The sequence below is a fragment of the Acidianus infernus genome (assembly GCF_009729545.1).
Classification (GTDB): domain Archaea; phylum Thermoproteota; class Thermoprotei_A; order Sulfolobales; family Sulfolobaceae; genus Acidianus; species Acidianus infernus.
This window is the reverse complement of record NZ_WFIY01000004.1, coordinates 695,798-709,938: the sequence shown is the minus strand read 5'-3', so window position 1 is coordinate 709,938 and position 14,141 is coordinate 695,798. Positions and strand designations below refer to the sequence as shown.

At 32.0% G+C, this 14,141-nt stretch carries 18 protein-coding genes, 2 tRNA genes, 1 other RNA gene and 1 pseudogene; 10 read left to right on the top strand and 12 right to left on the bottom strand.

The window, feature by feature from the left end; genetic code table 11:
* The first annotated feature begins 118 nt into the window (after positions 1-118).
* Positions 119-192, top strand: a tRNA-Ala gene (locus D1867_RS04390).
* 31 nt (positions 193-223) lie between these two features.
* Here the strand turns inward: D1867_RS04390 and D1867_RS12685 are convergent.
* From D1867_RS12685 to D1867_RS04375, 3 genes and pseudogenes are all read right to left on the bottom strand, one after another.
* Positions 224-286: pseudogene (locus tag D1867_RS12685) on the bottom strand (hypothetical protein); the annotation flags it as partial.
* A gap of 403 nt (positions 287-689) precedes the next feature.
* Complete coding sequence (locus tag D1867_RS04380; RefSeq protein ID WP_155862962.1) at positions 690-1,988, bottom strand: tRNA(Ile)(2)-agmatinylcytidine synthase; 1,299 nt, start codon at positions 1,986-1,988, stop codon at positions 690-692.
* Entirely contained in the window at positions 1,985-2,257 is a 273-nt protein-coding gene (locus tag D1867_RS04375; RefSeq protein WP_013775584.1) for an Lrp/AsnC ligand binding domain-containing protein, read from the bottom strand. The genes D1867_RS04380 and D1867_RS04375 overlap by 4 nt, the downstream gene beginning before the upstream one ends.
* Positions 2,258-2,312: 55 nt before the next feature.
* On the opposite strand from D1867_RS04375, the gene D1867_RS04370 reads away from it, so the two are divergent.
* Complete coding sequence (locus D1867_RS04370; RefSeq protein ID WP_155862961.1) at positions 2,313-2,816, top strand: DUF367 family protein; 504 nt, start codon at positions 2,313-2,315, stop codon at positions 2,814-2,816.
* Here D1867_RS04370 and rnpB read toward each other — a convergent pair.
* The 8 genes from rnpB to rpiA form a co-directional block, all read right to left on the bottom strand.
* Positions 2,802-3,104, bottom strand: an RNA gene (gene rnpB, locus D1867_RS04365) — RNase P RNA component. The genes D1867_RS04370 and rnpB overlap by 15 nt on opposite strands.
* Positions 3,093-3,665: a CBS domain-containing protein gene (locus tag D1867_RS04360; RefSeq protein WP_155862960.1), complete on the bottom strand. Its 573-nt coding sequence runs from the start codon at positions 3,663-3,665 to the stop codon at positions 3,093-3,095. The genes rnpB and D1867_RS04360 overlap by 12 nt, the downstream gene beginning before the upstream one ends.
* 10 nt (positions 3,666-3,675) lie before the next feature.
* Positions 3,676-3,852 carry a preprotein translocase subunit Sec61beta gene (locus tag D1867_RS04355; RefSeq protein ID WP_155862959.1) on the bottom strand — a complete coding sequence of 59 codons (177 nt, stop codon included), beginning with the start codon at positions 3,850-3,852 and terminating at the stop codon, positions 3,676-3,678.
* Complete coding sequence (locus D1867_RS04350; RefSeq protein WP_155862958.1) at positions 3,853-4,599, bottom strand: phosphoglycerol geranylgeranyltransferase; 747 nt, start codon at positions 4,597-4,599, stop codon at positions 3,853-3,855.
* Positions 4,562-4,867, bottom strand: coding sequence for a transcription elongation factor (locus D1867_RS04345; protein WP_155862957.1), 306 nt, complete (start codon positions 4,865-4,867; stop codon positions 4,562-4,564). Before D1867_RS04345 ends, D1867_RS04350 begins: the two co-directional genes overlap by 38 nt.
* Before the next feature lie 2 nt (positions 4,868-4,869).
* The gene (locus D1867_RS04340; RefSeq protein WP_152940079.1) at positions 4,870-5,010 is read right to left on the bottom strand and encodes a hypothetical protein; all 141 of its coding nucleotides are present in this window, start codon (positions 5,008-5,010) and stop codon (positions 4,870-4,872) included.
* Positions 5,007-5,360 carry an SWIM zinc finger family protein gene (locus tag D1867_RS04335; RefSeq protein WP_162309150.1) on the bottom strand — a complete coding sequence of 118 codons (354 nt, stop codon included), beginning with the start codon at positions 5,358-5,360 and terminating at the stop codon, positions 5,007-5,009. The genes D1867_RS04340 and D1867_RS04335 overlap by 4 nt, the downstream gene beginning before the upstream one ends.
* The gene (rpiA, locus tag D1867_RS04330; protein WP_155862955.1) at positions 5,329-6,012 is read right to left on the bottom strand and encodes a ribose 5-phosphate isomerase A; all 684 of its coding nucleotides are present in this window, start codon (positions 6,010-6,012) and stop codon (positions 5,329-5,331) included. Before rpiA ends, D1867_RS04335 begins: the two co-directional genes overlap by 32 nt.
* Before the next feature lie 35 nt (positions 6,013-6,047).
* On the opposite strand from rpiA, the gene D1867_RS04325 reads away from it, so the two are divergent.
* The 8 genes from D1867_RS04325 (at position 6,048) to D1867_RS04295 (ending at position 12,375) form a co-directional block, all read left to right on the top strand.
* Positions 6,048-6,122: transfer RNA gene (locus D1867_RS04325), tRNA-Arg, on the top strand.
* A 589-nt stretch (positions 6,123-6,711) separates the two neighbouring features.
* Positions 6,712-6,807, top strand: coding sequence for a pyruvate dehydrogenase (locus tag D1867_RS12235; protein ID WP_196773543.1), 96 nt, complete (start codon positions 6,712-6,714; stop codon positions 6,805-6,807).
* A 34-nt stretch (positions 6,808-6,841) separates the two neighbouring features.
* The gene (locus D1867_RS04320; RefSeq protein WP_205737158.1) at positions 6,842-8,650 is read left to right on the top strand and encodes a ribosome biogenesis/translation initiation ATPase RLI; all 1,809 of its coding nucleotides are present in this window, start codon (positions 6,842-6,844) and stop codon (positions 8,648-8,650) included.
* A 40-nt stretch (positions 8,651-8,690) separates the two neighbouring features.
* On the top strand, positions 8,691-9,842 hold the full coding sequence (gene fbp, locus D1867_RS04315; protein ID WP_155862954.1) for a fructose-1,6-bisphosphate aldolase/phosphatase: 1,152 nt from the start codon (positions 8,691-8,693) through the stop codon (positions 9,840-9,842).
* A gap of 41 nt (positions 9,843-9,883) precedes the next feature.
* Entirely contained in the window at positions 9,884-10,117 is a 234-nt protein-coding gene (locus tag D1867_RS04310; protein ID WP_013775594.1) for a 30S ribosomal protein S17e, read from the top strand.
* On the top strand, positions 10,110-10,358 hold the full coding sequence (gene urm1, locus D1867_RS04305; protein WP_155862953.1) for a Urm1-like protein: 249 nt from the start codon (positions 10,110-10,112) through the stop codon (positions 10,356-10,358). The genes D1867_RS04310 and urm1 overlap by 8 nt, the downstream gene beginning before the upstream one ends.
* Before the next feature lie 2 nt (positions 10,359-10,360).
* On the top strand, positions 10,361-10,726 hold the full coding sequence (locus D1867_RS04300) for a hypothetical protein (RefSeq protein ID WP_155862952.1): 366 nt from the start codon (positions 10,361-10,363) through the stop codon (positions 10,724-10,726).
* 29 nt (positions 10,727-10,755) lie between these two features.
* Positions 10,756-12,375 carry a DNA-translocating ATPase CedD gene (locus tag D1867_RS04295; protein WP_155862951.1) on the top strand — a complete coding sequence of 540 codons (1,620 nt, stop codon included), beginning with the start codon at positions 10,756-10,758 and terminating at the stop codon, positions 12,373-12,375.
* Here the strand turns inward: D1867_RS04295 and thsB are convergent.
* Positions 12,372-14,036, bottom strand: coding sequence for a thermosome subunit beta (gene thsB / locus D1867_RS04290; RefSeq protein ID WP_155862950.1), 1,665 nt, complete (start codon positions 14,034-14,036; stop codon positions 12,372-12,374). The genes D1867_RS04295 and thsB overlap by 4 nt on opposite strands.
* Positions 14,037-14,141: the final 105 nt, after the last annotated feature.

The window sequence follows — 14,141 nt, the reverse complement described above, 5'->3', positions numbered from 1 at the left end:
TATAAAGTTTGTATAATATATGTATTATGCCTTGTTAGTAGATATTTTCCAAGAGAAATAAAGGGGGAGAGACACTTAGATAGTTGAACTTATAAACCTAGATTTTAATTAGAATATTGGGCCGGTAGCTCAGCCTGGAAGAGTGTCCGGCTTGCAACCGGAAGGTCCCGGGTTCAAATCCCGGCCGGTCCACTATGGGGAACATCCCCACGCCTCCACTGCTAATACTATTATCTAAGAGGTCAATATAACGCTCTCTTACGTTACCTTCTTTGTACTTCTCTATAGAGTAAACATAATACTTTCCCTTGGCTTAAAATTCGGATATCCCAAAATGTGAAAACTTTATTACCCATGTCCATATTTAGCATGTTGGGTTATTTAAGGACGTTAATTATCATATTAGACGTTAAGTAAAAGAGGATGATAATAATTCCACAGTTATTCAAAAATCATATTTTGTTTAATTATTATGTAGTAGAAATCCTAGATCGTGTAAATTTCCATTGAATCTGAATTATCAGCTATTGGCCAGAGTCTATGTTAATTTTATCATCATTATTAAGTCAGTTCTTCATCTTTCATATATCTTGTATCATCAAGTTGAGAAAATCTTGTACTTATCTTTTCTTTCATTAGTCACTTCATTAGTTTATAAACCGTATTTTTGCCTAAAGTTTAAAATTTACTTAATTACGAAGTAGAACGTTTAAAATTTTATTTAAAATCTCAGTTTCTTTTCTATAATTATTATAAAATTCAAGGAATATTGGTTTTGTTAAATGTCTATAATATCTAGTTTGATAAGTTCCTAAACTAATGTCTCTTGGAATTTCTATAATTTCTTTTTCTGAACTGAATTTGTATCCACATTTTCTGCATCTATATCCTTTATTTTTACCTATAGATTCACTTGAATGTCCACAAATAGGACATTTAGGATTTCTATATTCTACCTTATTTGATAATGATAAAATCTCTATTCTTTCTGCATCGATTATTTTACCATATTTACTAGACGGTTTTATTGCACCTATAACAATAATTTCATCCCCTGGCAATAAGGACTTAGCCATACTATTTAACTCCCCAGTTTCTCTATATACGAAGACTGTAAGGCAATTTTCTGTGCGTAAAATTACATCTCCGCCCGGTATTATTTCTACGTCTTTTACAGTTAATTTACCATAATAAGTTTGATACATCTTATCTCCAGGTTTAATTATATGTGCATCTGTACCTTGGTTCGACTTAAATATCATAAAGTTCTCTATTTCCTCGTCTTTTATTTGTATCATGTCTATTCCTTTTAATAATATTTCTGGGTCAATTCCTCTTATACCGTAAAAAACCGGATCTCCTCCGTGGGAAAGTATTAATGGTCTTTTTTTAATATAATCTACGTTAGCAAAAACTTTAGGAAAGAATTTTTCATCGAAAGCAATTAAGCTATCTAAGTCTATTTTCCTTTTCTTTTCCCAGTTTTCTTCTTTTCTATACGTAAGTAATTCAAAAGTATAATTTCCTTCAAATCCTATAGCAGCTAGCGATCCTATTATTCCTCTGCTTCCACGTACTATTGTATTAGTCTTTTTTATGTAATTCTCCATGAAGCTTTGGGTTATTACATCGGAAACTGCCTTTACGTAAAAATTCTCTAATATGTGTGAAGAGTCATAGTTTACAATAGCCATTCCAGGTTTTCTTCCATACTTTAGACCTTGAGAAACATTATTTACATAATCAAGCGAGGCATTCCATACAATGTCTGCTATTTCTTCACGATCTTTGTCGCTTTCTACTATTAATTTAATTGCTGCGTTACCTCTAGTTTTCCATGGAATATTAGGATTTAATCTTATCAAATACGGAAAATCAAGTAATTTTATTCCATTTTTATATAAAATCTTAATTAAATTTGTAGCAAAATGTGTAGTGCAGCCTCTATTGGGCGAATCATGATCGTCTATACCTATTACGTATTTCATTTTTTCATCGTGCTACTCTCCATTATGATCATTGTTAAGGTAGATCTAACCTTAGGTAATTTTCTTATAGTAGAGCTAACAAAATTCCTTAATGAATCCATATCTTGTGCTTCTATTTTAGCTACTATATCATAAACGCCATATACTATATAAGCTTCTGAAACTTCCTTTAGTTCCTTTAATTTCTCATAAACTTCTTCCTCTCCTCCAGCATCTGTATTTATTAAGATTATTGCGGACACGTTTTTAGACTGAGGGTTTGATATCAATTTTAAACTCCCATTAGTTTTAATATATAGCACTATAAGAACTTTACGAGTAATTTTGAAAATTTTTGTCATAGAACTCTATGAAGATGATCCAGAGAAGTCAACTGGGAGAAAGATGGTGAGATTTGGATTTGCAAAGTATACTGAAAAACCCAGAGGTATTGTTTTAAATCCTCTATCTGAAGAAGTGATTTCTATAGATGATATTGAAATAGTTAACAAGTATGGTATAAGTGTAATTGATAGTTCTTGGAATAAAAGTGATGCTAAATTTTATGCAAGATTTATGTCTAGATTCTCTAGAAGATTGCCTTTACTATTTGCAGGTAATCCAATAAATTATGCAAAACCCTATAAACTATCTTCACTTGAAGCTATTTCTGCCAGCCTTTATATTTTAAATTTTGTAGATATTTCTCTGAAACTTTTATCATTATATAAATGGGGAAAAACATTTTATGATTTGAATAGGGAACTTTTGGAAAGTTATAGGGGAAAACATAAAGATGAAATAATAGAGATAGAAAAATCCTTTTTTAAGGAAGAGCCCCAGCAATAACCCAGCTTCTGTATTTGGGGGATTTGACTATGCGTCAAGGGAGGTCTTCGGATCAGTCTCATTGGCCTCCCTACTTGCTCCGGGAAGGACTGCATTTCAACCCCTAAATATTCTCTTCATCTATCTTACCTTGTCGCCAAGGTAAGACTCGAATCATACTCATCGAATATTTAGGGGTAAGTTTTCTGTGCAGTTGCCAAGGGTACTACCCTTGTCCCTTGCGGGACTTCCCTTGATCTGGAGGCTGGAGTTTCCTCAGGATATCCCCGTAACCCCCTACTGGGGCTCTTCCAATTTATATTTAACCAAGAATCCTATTAAATCACTTCTAGTAATTATGCCCAATGGATGTAATTTATCATCTATAACTAGTACAACGGAATATTTGCTAAATAATCGTAAAATTCCATTGATAGGTTCAGTTTTCTGAATTAATGGGGGTAACGGAGACATTACTTTTGACGCTGTAAGCTTCTTAATATTATTAGAGATAATTTTACGCAATAACACATAATCATAAATTATACCAATTAATTTCTCATCATTATTAACTACGGGTATTTGAGAAATGTTATAGTTCTCCATTTTATTCACTACACTAAATATATCATCTTTTTCATGTGATACAATAACTGGCGTGTGCATTATTTTTTCAGCCGTATCTTGAACATTTATCATCAAAAGTAATTCGTCATAAATTTTCTTAATTACTGAAAATTTTGGATCTATTTTTCCATTCTCAATTTTAGCTATAAAAGACTGTGATACACCTACTCTTTTAGCTAATTCAGCTTGAGTTAAGCCGGCTATTTGTCTTAATTTCTTAAGTTCAGAAAAATCAGGAATCATATTAGATACCTTATGGTGGAGGAACTAGCTTGGATAGTATTAATATAATTGCTATTAAAACAATACTTCCAATTAAAGCAACTTTAGGGTCAATTTTAACTTTCTCATTCTCTTCATCATAATATCTTATTAATCCAGCCATAGAAGCTAAAGGTATACTTTCCTTTCTCTTTTTAGTTGAAGGCATTTAAACTCGCCTATAATTTCTAATACTCTCTATTATTTTTATAGCTTTTTCTGGGTTATCCTCTATTATATTGCCTGTAACTATTATATGGGCACCTGCTTCTACTAATTTTATTGCTGTTTCTTGAGTCCTAATTCCTCCCCCTACTATTATTGTAAGATTAGCAAATCTTCTTATTAATGATACCATTTCTGGTTTAACTGGCTCCGGAGATCCAGAGCCCGCTTCTAAATAAAGAAATTTCATACCCATAAACTCTGCAGCCAATGCATAAGATAACGCTAAATCGTTATTATCGAATGGAATAATTCTAGCTCTTCCTATATGTCCTGCAGTACCTCCATAACCTATGATTAAATATCCAGTAGGTAATACTTCTATTCCGAGTTTTTTTATTAAAGGAGCTGCAACAACTTGAGCACCTATTACGTAATATATATCGTCTGAATTAAGAAGAGATAAAAATAATATAGCATCAGCTTTCTCTGAAATTAAATTTATATTACTTGGAAAAATTATTTTAGGAATTTTAATATCGCTCAGAATTTCTAAAACATTATCTAATTTATCTTTAGAAACACCTAAGGTTCCTCCTATTAAAAACGCCGAAGTTCCAGCTTCGTATAGCTTTCTTGCAAGAGAATCAAGTTTATCCAAATTAGATATTTTATCTGGATCTATAAGAGAAAAATGTAACGCGCCTTCTTCACTAAGTTGTTGTATGTACTTGCTTATCTTCTCCTTCATTTATGCTTTCCTCTTTATTGCTTTCTTTTATTTCTAACTTTCCATCAAGGTATAAATCTATGAATTTACCATACGCATTTGCTTCATCGAATATAGGAGGTACCTCGATGTCTGCAGATAGTCCACAATTACCACATTTTATGTGTGCAATACCGTTTTTAATCTCTATAGAGATTGCAATTCTACCACATCTAGGGCATTCAAAGGTTTTTGGCAACTTAGGTTTGGGTTTAATAATCTTAGTTCTCTTCTTTCTTTTACCTCCCATTTTTACTCCCTCTTCTTTCTTTTATTAGAAATTAATACCTTTTTCTTTCTTGGCTCCTCAAGAATTTCCAAGAAAGTAACATAAATAATTCCTAATCCCAATACTAGAATAGTGGCTATTAGCGTAATTTCCATTATATTCATGTGGTGTATATCAGTTTTCTTAATTTTAATGATTTTCCGTCATGTCTTATTTCTCTAATTATATCTAAAAAATCGTTTAATTCGACATCTATAGTAATAGTTTTCTCTGTATGTAACGCGATTTTTAATGCCAAGACGTGATAACAAAAAGCTTTATCTTTGTAAATCTTATTGAAGATAAAGAATTCGCAGTCACAGTAGTTTTCATTTACTATATGATCCTTATGCTTGGAACCATCTTTACCCAGAAAAATGTATGTAAAAAGAAACCCTTGCTTAGATTGTATTTTTACTATTCTACCTTGCATTACAGAAATCTTAGCTTTTTTTAATAATCTCAAGTCTTCCATCATTATCTGCCAATATTATAGTATCGTACAAATTACAAAATATACCTGTTTCTATTACGCCGACAATATTACTTAGTTCATTGTTTAACTTGCATAGATCTTGAGTATTATCAACTTCCATGTCTAGAATTATATTGCCATTATCTGATATTAATGGGCCTATTTTACCTTGACTTTCCCGTATTTTGACCCTAAATCCTTGACTAGTTAAATTGGTTAATACATAACTTAACGAGACTGGAACTATTTCTATTGGTATTTGAAGAAGTTTTGGTACTTTTAATTTGCTTATTTCTCCAATAAAAATTCTCTCTTTGGAACTAACAGTTAATAGTTTCTCCCTAAGTAATGCTCCACCACCTCCTTTTATGAGTATTATTTTGCCGTTATTTTCTCTAATTAGGAAGTCGAAGCTATCTATATAAACGTCTGGAATTATGCCAGAAAATAGCGAAATTACCGAGAAACCTCTTTTACTTAGCTCAATTTCGCTATCTATTGAGCTAGCTATATATTGTTTTGTTTTAAAAATATCGATATCACTTATTGTCTCTATTAATTTCCTAATTGTTTTTCCTGTTCCTATTCCAATTATTTTTTTATCTTTTATATAGTCAATTGAATACTTTGCGACTATTTCTTTAGCATCCATTAAGCTCAATATTATTAAATAACATTAAAAATTAGGGGCCCGTAGCTCAGCCAGGACAGAGCCCTGGTCTCCGGAACCAGAGGTCCCGGGTTCAAATCCCGGCGGGCCCGTGTCAATTTCATAAATTGAAAGATATTTTTATTCCATATATAAAATCTAAATGCAACGGTAAAGGTTAAATTTGTAGCAATGTAAAACTAGGGTTAATAGTAGAGACGACTAAAATTAACGTTGACATATTAGATGATCAGAAAAAGCTTAAGCAGTGAAAAATAATGTTTAAGCTACGTTTCTCGTCATATATGTGTTGATATGCTCGTATTTAAATAGTAAGATTCAGAAGACTCCACAAAGAGATTAATGATAAGGAAATTTCAAACTCCTATTTAGTTATAAAAGGTGGTGTTGGCTCTTTGAGAATATTAATTAAGAAATGAGAGGAGTAAATCTACTGCAGAAATTAATATTATTGAATTTAAGCCATATGTCAGTGAAACTATATTTTGACTAATTTCTATAAAACTTTAAAAATTGCTAATTATTTTGTGTTTCAATTACGTATTTTAACATTAATAACAATTAACATAGTATATGCAACCTTGGATACGGGATTAATATTTTTAATATGATTCTATTCGAAGTATAACTAGTTAGTTCACTTGAGAAAATTATAAGTACCTTCCAAATAAGAGTTGTTCGGTGTATAAGTTGATGGAGGAAGATTGGGAAGAGGACTTAGAAGAGGAAGAATGGGAAGATGAAACTGAAGAAGATTGGGAAGAAGATGAGTGGTAAAGCTAATTTTTAATTTTTATTTTCTTTAAGGATGATGTCAATGAGGGTTGCAGTAATAAATTATGATTTTTGTAAACCTGACAAGTGTAATCTAGAATGTATAAGGTTTTGTCCAATCAATAGGTCAGGCAGCAAGGCTATAGAACTTTCTGAGATAGTTAAAGGTAAGCCAGTTATTTACGAGGAGACATGCATAGGTTGTGGTATTTGTGTGAAAAAATGTCCTTATGAGGCAATATCAATTGTTAATTTACCAGATAAACTATCAGGAGAAATTATTCATAGATACAAGATTAATGGCTTTGAATTATTTGGTTTACCTATATTAAAGCAAGGCTATGTAATTGGTATATTAGGCAAAAACGGTACTGGAAAGAGTACTATATTAAGAATATTGAGCGGAGAATTAATTCCTAATTTTGGAGATCCTAATGCTAAGCTTAGTTATGATGATGTTTTGAATAAGTTTAAAGGTAAGGAAATATATGATTATTTCTATAAGTTATATAATAAAAATCTGAAAGTAGTTCATAAAATTCAGTACATTGAGTATGCTAGTAGAATGCTCAAAGGAAATGTAAATGAGCTTCTGAATAAAATAGACGAGAGGGGCAAAATTGATGAGGTGAGAGAGCTTCTTTCTATGCAGAATATGTGGAATAAGTCAGTTCAAACTCTTAGCGGAGGAGAATTACAAAAATTTTTAGTCGCAGCTGCATTGCTTCGTGAAGCTGACGTTTACGTGTTTGATGAACCTTCATCGTATTTAGATGTTAGAGAGAGACTAAACATGGCTAAAGGCATAAGGGAGCTTACCAAAGATAAGTACGTTGCAGTAGTAGATCACGATCTTATTGTATTAGACTACCTTACGGATTTAGTATCTATAATATACGGTGAGAGTAGCGTATATGGTAGAGTGTCAAAATTATATTCCGCTAGAACTGGAATTAATAATTTCCTGAATGGGTATCTTCCCGCAGAGAACGTAAAATTTAGGCAAGATGAGATAAAATTTATGCTTAAAGAGCTTACAGATCTGGATTTCTCTAAAAATGTAAAAATTAGAATAAAATGGTCTGAAATAAAAAAGAATCTTTCTGACTTTTCACTTGATATTGAAGAAGGAGACGCGAGAGAAGGTGAAGTAATAGGCATTGTGGGTCCAAATGGTATAGGAAAAACTACGTTCATGAGAATACTAGTCAATGAGATAACTCCAGATTATGGTTATGTAACGCCAGAAGGCCTAAGAATGTCATATAAACCTCAAAAGCTTATTCCAGAGTATGATGGTACTGTTCAACAATATCTAGAAAATGTAAGTAAGGACGTACTATCAACATCGTCGTGGTTTTTTGAAGAGGTGATAAGGAAATTAAATTTACATAGGATTCTAGAATCAGAAGTTAAAGATCTCAGCGGTGGAGAGCTTCAAAAGCTTTATGTAGCAGGGGCATTAGCTAAAGAGGCAGACATTTATGTTTTAGACGAACCTTCATCGTATTTAGATGTAGAAGAACGTTATATAGTAGCTAAAGCAATAAAGAGAATAACACGTGAAAGGAAAGCGGTAACGTTTTTAGTTGATCACGATTTAGCAATTCATGATTATATTTCTGATAGAATAATGGTATTTACTGGAATTCCTGGTAAGGAAGGCCATGGTAAATCTCCTACTAGCTTAAGAAAAGGTATGAATGAATTTCTTAAAGAAATGCAAATTACTTTTAGGAGAGATGCTGACACTGGAAGGCCAAGGGTTAATAAATTAGGAAGTTACTTAGATAGGTTACAAAAAGAAAGGAACGAATATTATTCCTTAGAAGTTAGTAGAGATTAGTAAGATAAAAATTTAATAATATCGTAAGAGAATGTCTCTTATGAAGACCACAATAAGCGTGATTAAAGCAGATATAGGAAGTTTAGCTGGACATCATGTAGTACATCCAGATACTATGGCAGCAGCAAATAAAGTGCTAGCCGAGGCTAAAAAGAACGGTATAATAATAGATTATTACATAACGAATGTTGGAGACGATATGGAACTTATTATGACTCATAATAGGGGTGAATTAGATACTAAAGTTCATGAAACTGCTTGGGATGCGTTTAAAGAAGCAACTAAAGTGGCAAAAGATCTTGGATTATATGCCGCAGGGCAAGATTTGCTATCTGACACATTTTCTGGAAACTTAAAGGGAATGGGTCCAGGAATAGCAGAGATGGAAATAGAAGAAAGGCCTGCAGAACCCATAGCTATTTTTATGGCAGATAAAACAGAACCTGGAGCATTCAATTATCCCCAATATAAAATGTTCGCTGATCCATTTAATACTGCAGGTTTAGTTATAGATCCAACTATGCATGAAGGTTATAAATTTGAAATTTTAGATGTTTATGCAGGAGAATCTGTAACACTTAACGCCCCAGAGGAAATTTATGATATATTAGCATTAATTGGAACTCCTTCCCAATACGTAATCAGAAGAGTATATAGGAAAGCAGATAATATAATAGCGTCTGTTACATCAATAGAAAGATTAAATCTCTTGGCAGGAAAATACGTAGGAAAAGACGACCCTGTCATGATCGTTAGAGTCCAACATGGTTTTCCTGCATTAGGTGAGGTACTAGAAGCTTTCTCTTTCCCATATTTAGTTCCAGGATGGATGAGAGGAAGCCATTATGGTCCTTTAATGCCAGTTTCACAGAGAGATGCTAGAGCAACTAGGTTTGATGGTCCTCCAAGATTAATAGGATTAGGATTCAATATTAAGAATGGAAGACTAGTAGGTCCTAGCGACTTATTTGATGACCCGGCTTTTGATGAAACAAGAAGATTAGCAGAACAAATAGCAGACTATATGAGGAGACACGGTCCATTTATGCCGCATAGACTAGAACCTACGGAAATGGAATATACTACTTTACCACTAATTCAACAGAAATTAAAGGCTAGATTTAAGAAAGAAGCTGGAGTAGTAGAAGCAAAGAAAAGCATATATGAAAAACAAGTTGAAGGAGGAGACTAAATTTAAATTTTTATAATATTTATTAACTAACGGGCGAGCTTATGGGAAATATATATACGAGGGATATTAAGAGAATTGCTGCAGAAATTTATGAGAAATATAAGGATGAAGTTACTACTGACTATTCAAAGAATAAAGAAGTAGTTAAGAAATATATTGATGTATATTCTAAAAAAGTTAGGAATAGGATTGCAGGTTATTTAACTCGGTATGCTAAAAGGATGTCCTCTCAGAAGTCTGTATCTGAAGGGGAGGTAGTAGAAGAGAGTGAGTAAAATAATATTTTTTGGCCCACTAGTTCAAGCCTTTAATAGCAAAGAAATAGAAGTTAAAGGGGAAGATATTTTTCAAGTTTTAAAGAATATTGATAAAAAGGGAATTATTTTAGATTTGGATAATAACACCATAAGGCCTGGGTATATAATATTAATTAATGGAGTAGATTGGAGAATTAGAGGTAGTAAAATTACTGATAATGATATTATACAAGTAATTCCGATTAATCATGGAGGATAAAGATGATAGAAATCTCTCAAACTACATGGACTGCTGATAAAAAGAATATTATAAGATTTGATGGCAAATGTGTAATACAAGTGATTAAGGATATTCCGCCTAAATCAGTAATTAATCAAGCATGTTATATATTTTTTAAAACGTATACAAAATCTCGTATTAAAGAACCAGAAATTTATTTTCTAACTTTATTGTACTCGACTTCTCAAATTGCAAATGCGCTAGCGCATATAAAATTTAAGGAAGGAGACGTTGCGTATATAATAAAATGTTGTGATAAAGATATCAATAAATTTGAGCAAATACAGATTAAAGATAATAGCGAACGTATCGCGTTATCTACTAACGCAATAAATTCGCTTATCTGAGTCTCTAAAAAATATATATAACTTGGTATATGAATTTTAATAAAATAGGTCCTATTGTTCTATTTATACTTGGGTTTGGTTTAATACTATTACAATATCATTTAATATATATACACATATTTGATTCAGAATATTTTGTCCTTATTATACCTATAATATTTTCATTTATTATAATATTACTGAGAAAAAAGAATATTATATCAAATGTATTAGTTAAAAACAACATATTTATTATTAAGTCAAATAACGCTGTCATAATAGGTATAGCTTTTAGAATTTTAGGAAAGCAAGATATAAATAATTCAGATAGTAATTTGCAAAGAGAATTGGATAATTTAGTTGATGTATTAAGTAGGAAATCTGACAGTATAAAATACAGTATAGTTACATATATTTATAATAGGCGTAAATCTTCTGCTTTAATTATGTTTAAAGAATGTAAAGACGAAAACTATACAATATGTGAAACAGAAGTAATTCAAGAATATGAAATACTAAAAAAATTGGCAGAATCTATTGCTCCGCATATAACCTTAGAGCCTATAAAGGCAAGTAATGAAACATTACCTATACCCAACGATTTCGGAAATTTGACATATGCACGAGTTTTTGAAAAGCAGTATGAAATACCTAAGTCGGAAAATATTCAAGTAGACTACGATATCGAATTAGGTTATGTGATAACATCATCCTTAGCTAAAATTCCTATAGGCATACGAAGTAATGATGTGCTTAGACATATAGGAATATTTGGTACTACTGGAAGCGGAAAATCTAATACTGCAGCCATAATAGCTTCTCAATTAGCAAATAAGGGATTCAATGTCATAATTTTAGATTGGCACGGTGAGTATATAGATAAGTTAAAGGATTTTAAAATATATAATGAATCAAATCCGCTAAGGCTTAATATTCTAAAACTATATAATTTAGAAGAAACAGTTGAAATCTTTCAAGACGTTCTTGAGCTTACTGACCCTCAAAGATATATTCTATATATCATTCTTTCTGAATTAAGAAAATATAAGAGATTTTCTCTATCTGCATTATATGATGCAGTATCAAGAATAAAAGATGAATATACTTGGATTAAAGATGTAAAACTGGCTTTATTAAGAAGAATGAATTCTATACTTTATAGGCCAGTAAGGCTTTTATTAATTTCTAATATTAACATGGAGGACGAGCTTGCTAACAATAGCAAAATAATTATAGACTTAAGTTTTATACCAGATATCTCAGTTAGGAGATTATATGCATTATTCATAATTCGTGCAATTACTGATATTTATATAAAGAAAAAGATAAAGAATAAACCAACTTTAATAGTCCTAGAAGAGGCACAAAACTATTTTACAACTAGTAATAATGAGATGGTAAGTAGATTACTTAATGAGATACGAAAATTTGGAATAGGACTATGTATTATTACTCAGAGTCCCTCATCAGTTTCTCCAGATGTGATTAAAAATACTAATATAAAAATAATTCATGCAATAAAATCAAATATAGATAAAAAAATAATTGTAGATTCACTTGCGTTAGATCCTAATTTGTCCAATATTTTGGACAAACTGGATATAGGCGATGCTATAATTTCTGCACCAAATATAAAACAACCAATATTAATAAAAATTAAAGAAATTTAGTCTTCTTCTGATGGTTTGCTTTCTCCGCTCTTGGATTCGCTTCCAGAGGATGTTGATTTCTTACCTGCTGCTACTAGATCGTCTATTCTAAGTATTAATGTTACTGCTTCAGTTGCAGCTTTAATCGCATTCATTTTAACTAATGCTGGGTCTATTACTCCTTTTTGCCACATATCTACTGGCTGTCCAGCGTATAAATCTACACCTACCCACTTATTATTCTCGTTTTCATGTGCACTTCTTAGTTTCATTAATAAATCTATTGGATCAAAGCCTGCATTCTCTATAAGTATCATTACTAGACTTTCTAATGCTGATGCATACGCTTCTATTGCTAATTGCTCTTTACCTCCTACTTGTGGGGCGTATTTTCTTAATGCTTTTGCTATCTCAATTTCTATCGCTCCTCCTCCTGCTACTGCTCTTCCATCTTTAATTACATCTGCTACAGTTCCTAATGCATCTCTTAACGCTCTTTCAGTTTCATCTACAACTCTCTCTAATCCTCCTCTTATTAGTATGCTTATTGCTTTCGGATTCTTTGCACCTTCTACAAATACCATTTTATCTTCTCCAACCTTTCTTTCTTCTACGAGTGCAGCATATCCAAGATCTTGTGGGCTTAATTCGTCAATATTGGAGACTACTCTTCCTCCAGTTGCTCTAGCTAGTTTTTCTAAATCACTCTTCTTAGCTCTTCTTACTGCTAATATACCTTTCTTTGCTAAATATGACTGTGCTACTTCATCAATTCCTTTTTGACATATTACTACGTTAGCTCCAGTGGCTGCTATCTTGTCTACCTTTTCTTTTAGCAAATTATCTTCCTCTTCTAAGAATTTCTGCATTTGTGATGGATCATTAATTCTTATCTCCGCATCAAGTTCAGGCTTTTCAGCTTCTAATGAGGCGTCAAGTAACGCTATTTTTGCATTCTCTATTCTCTTTGGCATTCCTGGATGCACTACTTCCTTGTCTACAATTATTCCATATACTAGTTGTGTATCGTTGATTCCTCCTCCTGCTTTCTTTACTATTTGAATATTATCTAGGTCTACATACCACTTATCTCCTCTTAATTCTGAGACTTGTGTTACTGCTTTTACTACAATATCAGCTAAATATTCTCTTGCGCCTGCTACTGATTTACTGCTTAATGAAGTCATTGCAACCTTCTTAAGTAAGTCAGTGTCATTTATACTAACTGGTTGTGCTATTTCTTGAATTGTCTTTAATGCAACTTCTTCAGCCTTCTTATAACCGCTTATAATTATTGTTGGATGAATATCTTTATATAATAAGTCTTCAGCCTTCTTAACAAGTTCGCCTGCTAATATTACTGCAGTTTTAGTTCCATCGGCAGTTTCTTCATCTTGACCTTTAGCTATCTGAACTAATAGCTTAGCTGCAGGATGTTGTAAATCCATTTTATCTAATATAGTAGCTCCATCATTTGTTATTGTAATATCACCTAAACTGTCTACAAGCATCTTGTCCATTCCTCTAGGGCCATATGTGCTTTTTAGGGCTTCTTCTACAGCTTTAACAGCTGCAATGTTTAATCTAACTGCTTCTTTTCCATAAGTTCTTGAGGAACCTTCCTTTAAAATTATTACGGGAATTCCTTCAGGAGTAGTAGCTACAGTAGCTGTGGATGACATATAATTCACCTTCACACTCACTTTGAAACTGGTTATATAAAAATTTAACTGCCATATAGTTATACGCAAACTACATTATTTAACAAGACTAAAGTAATAGGAAAA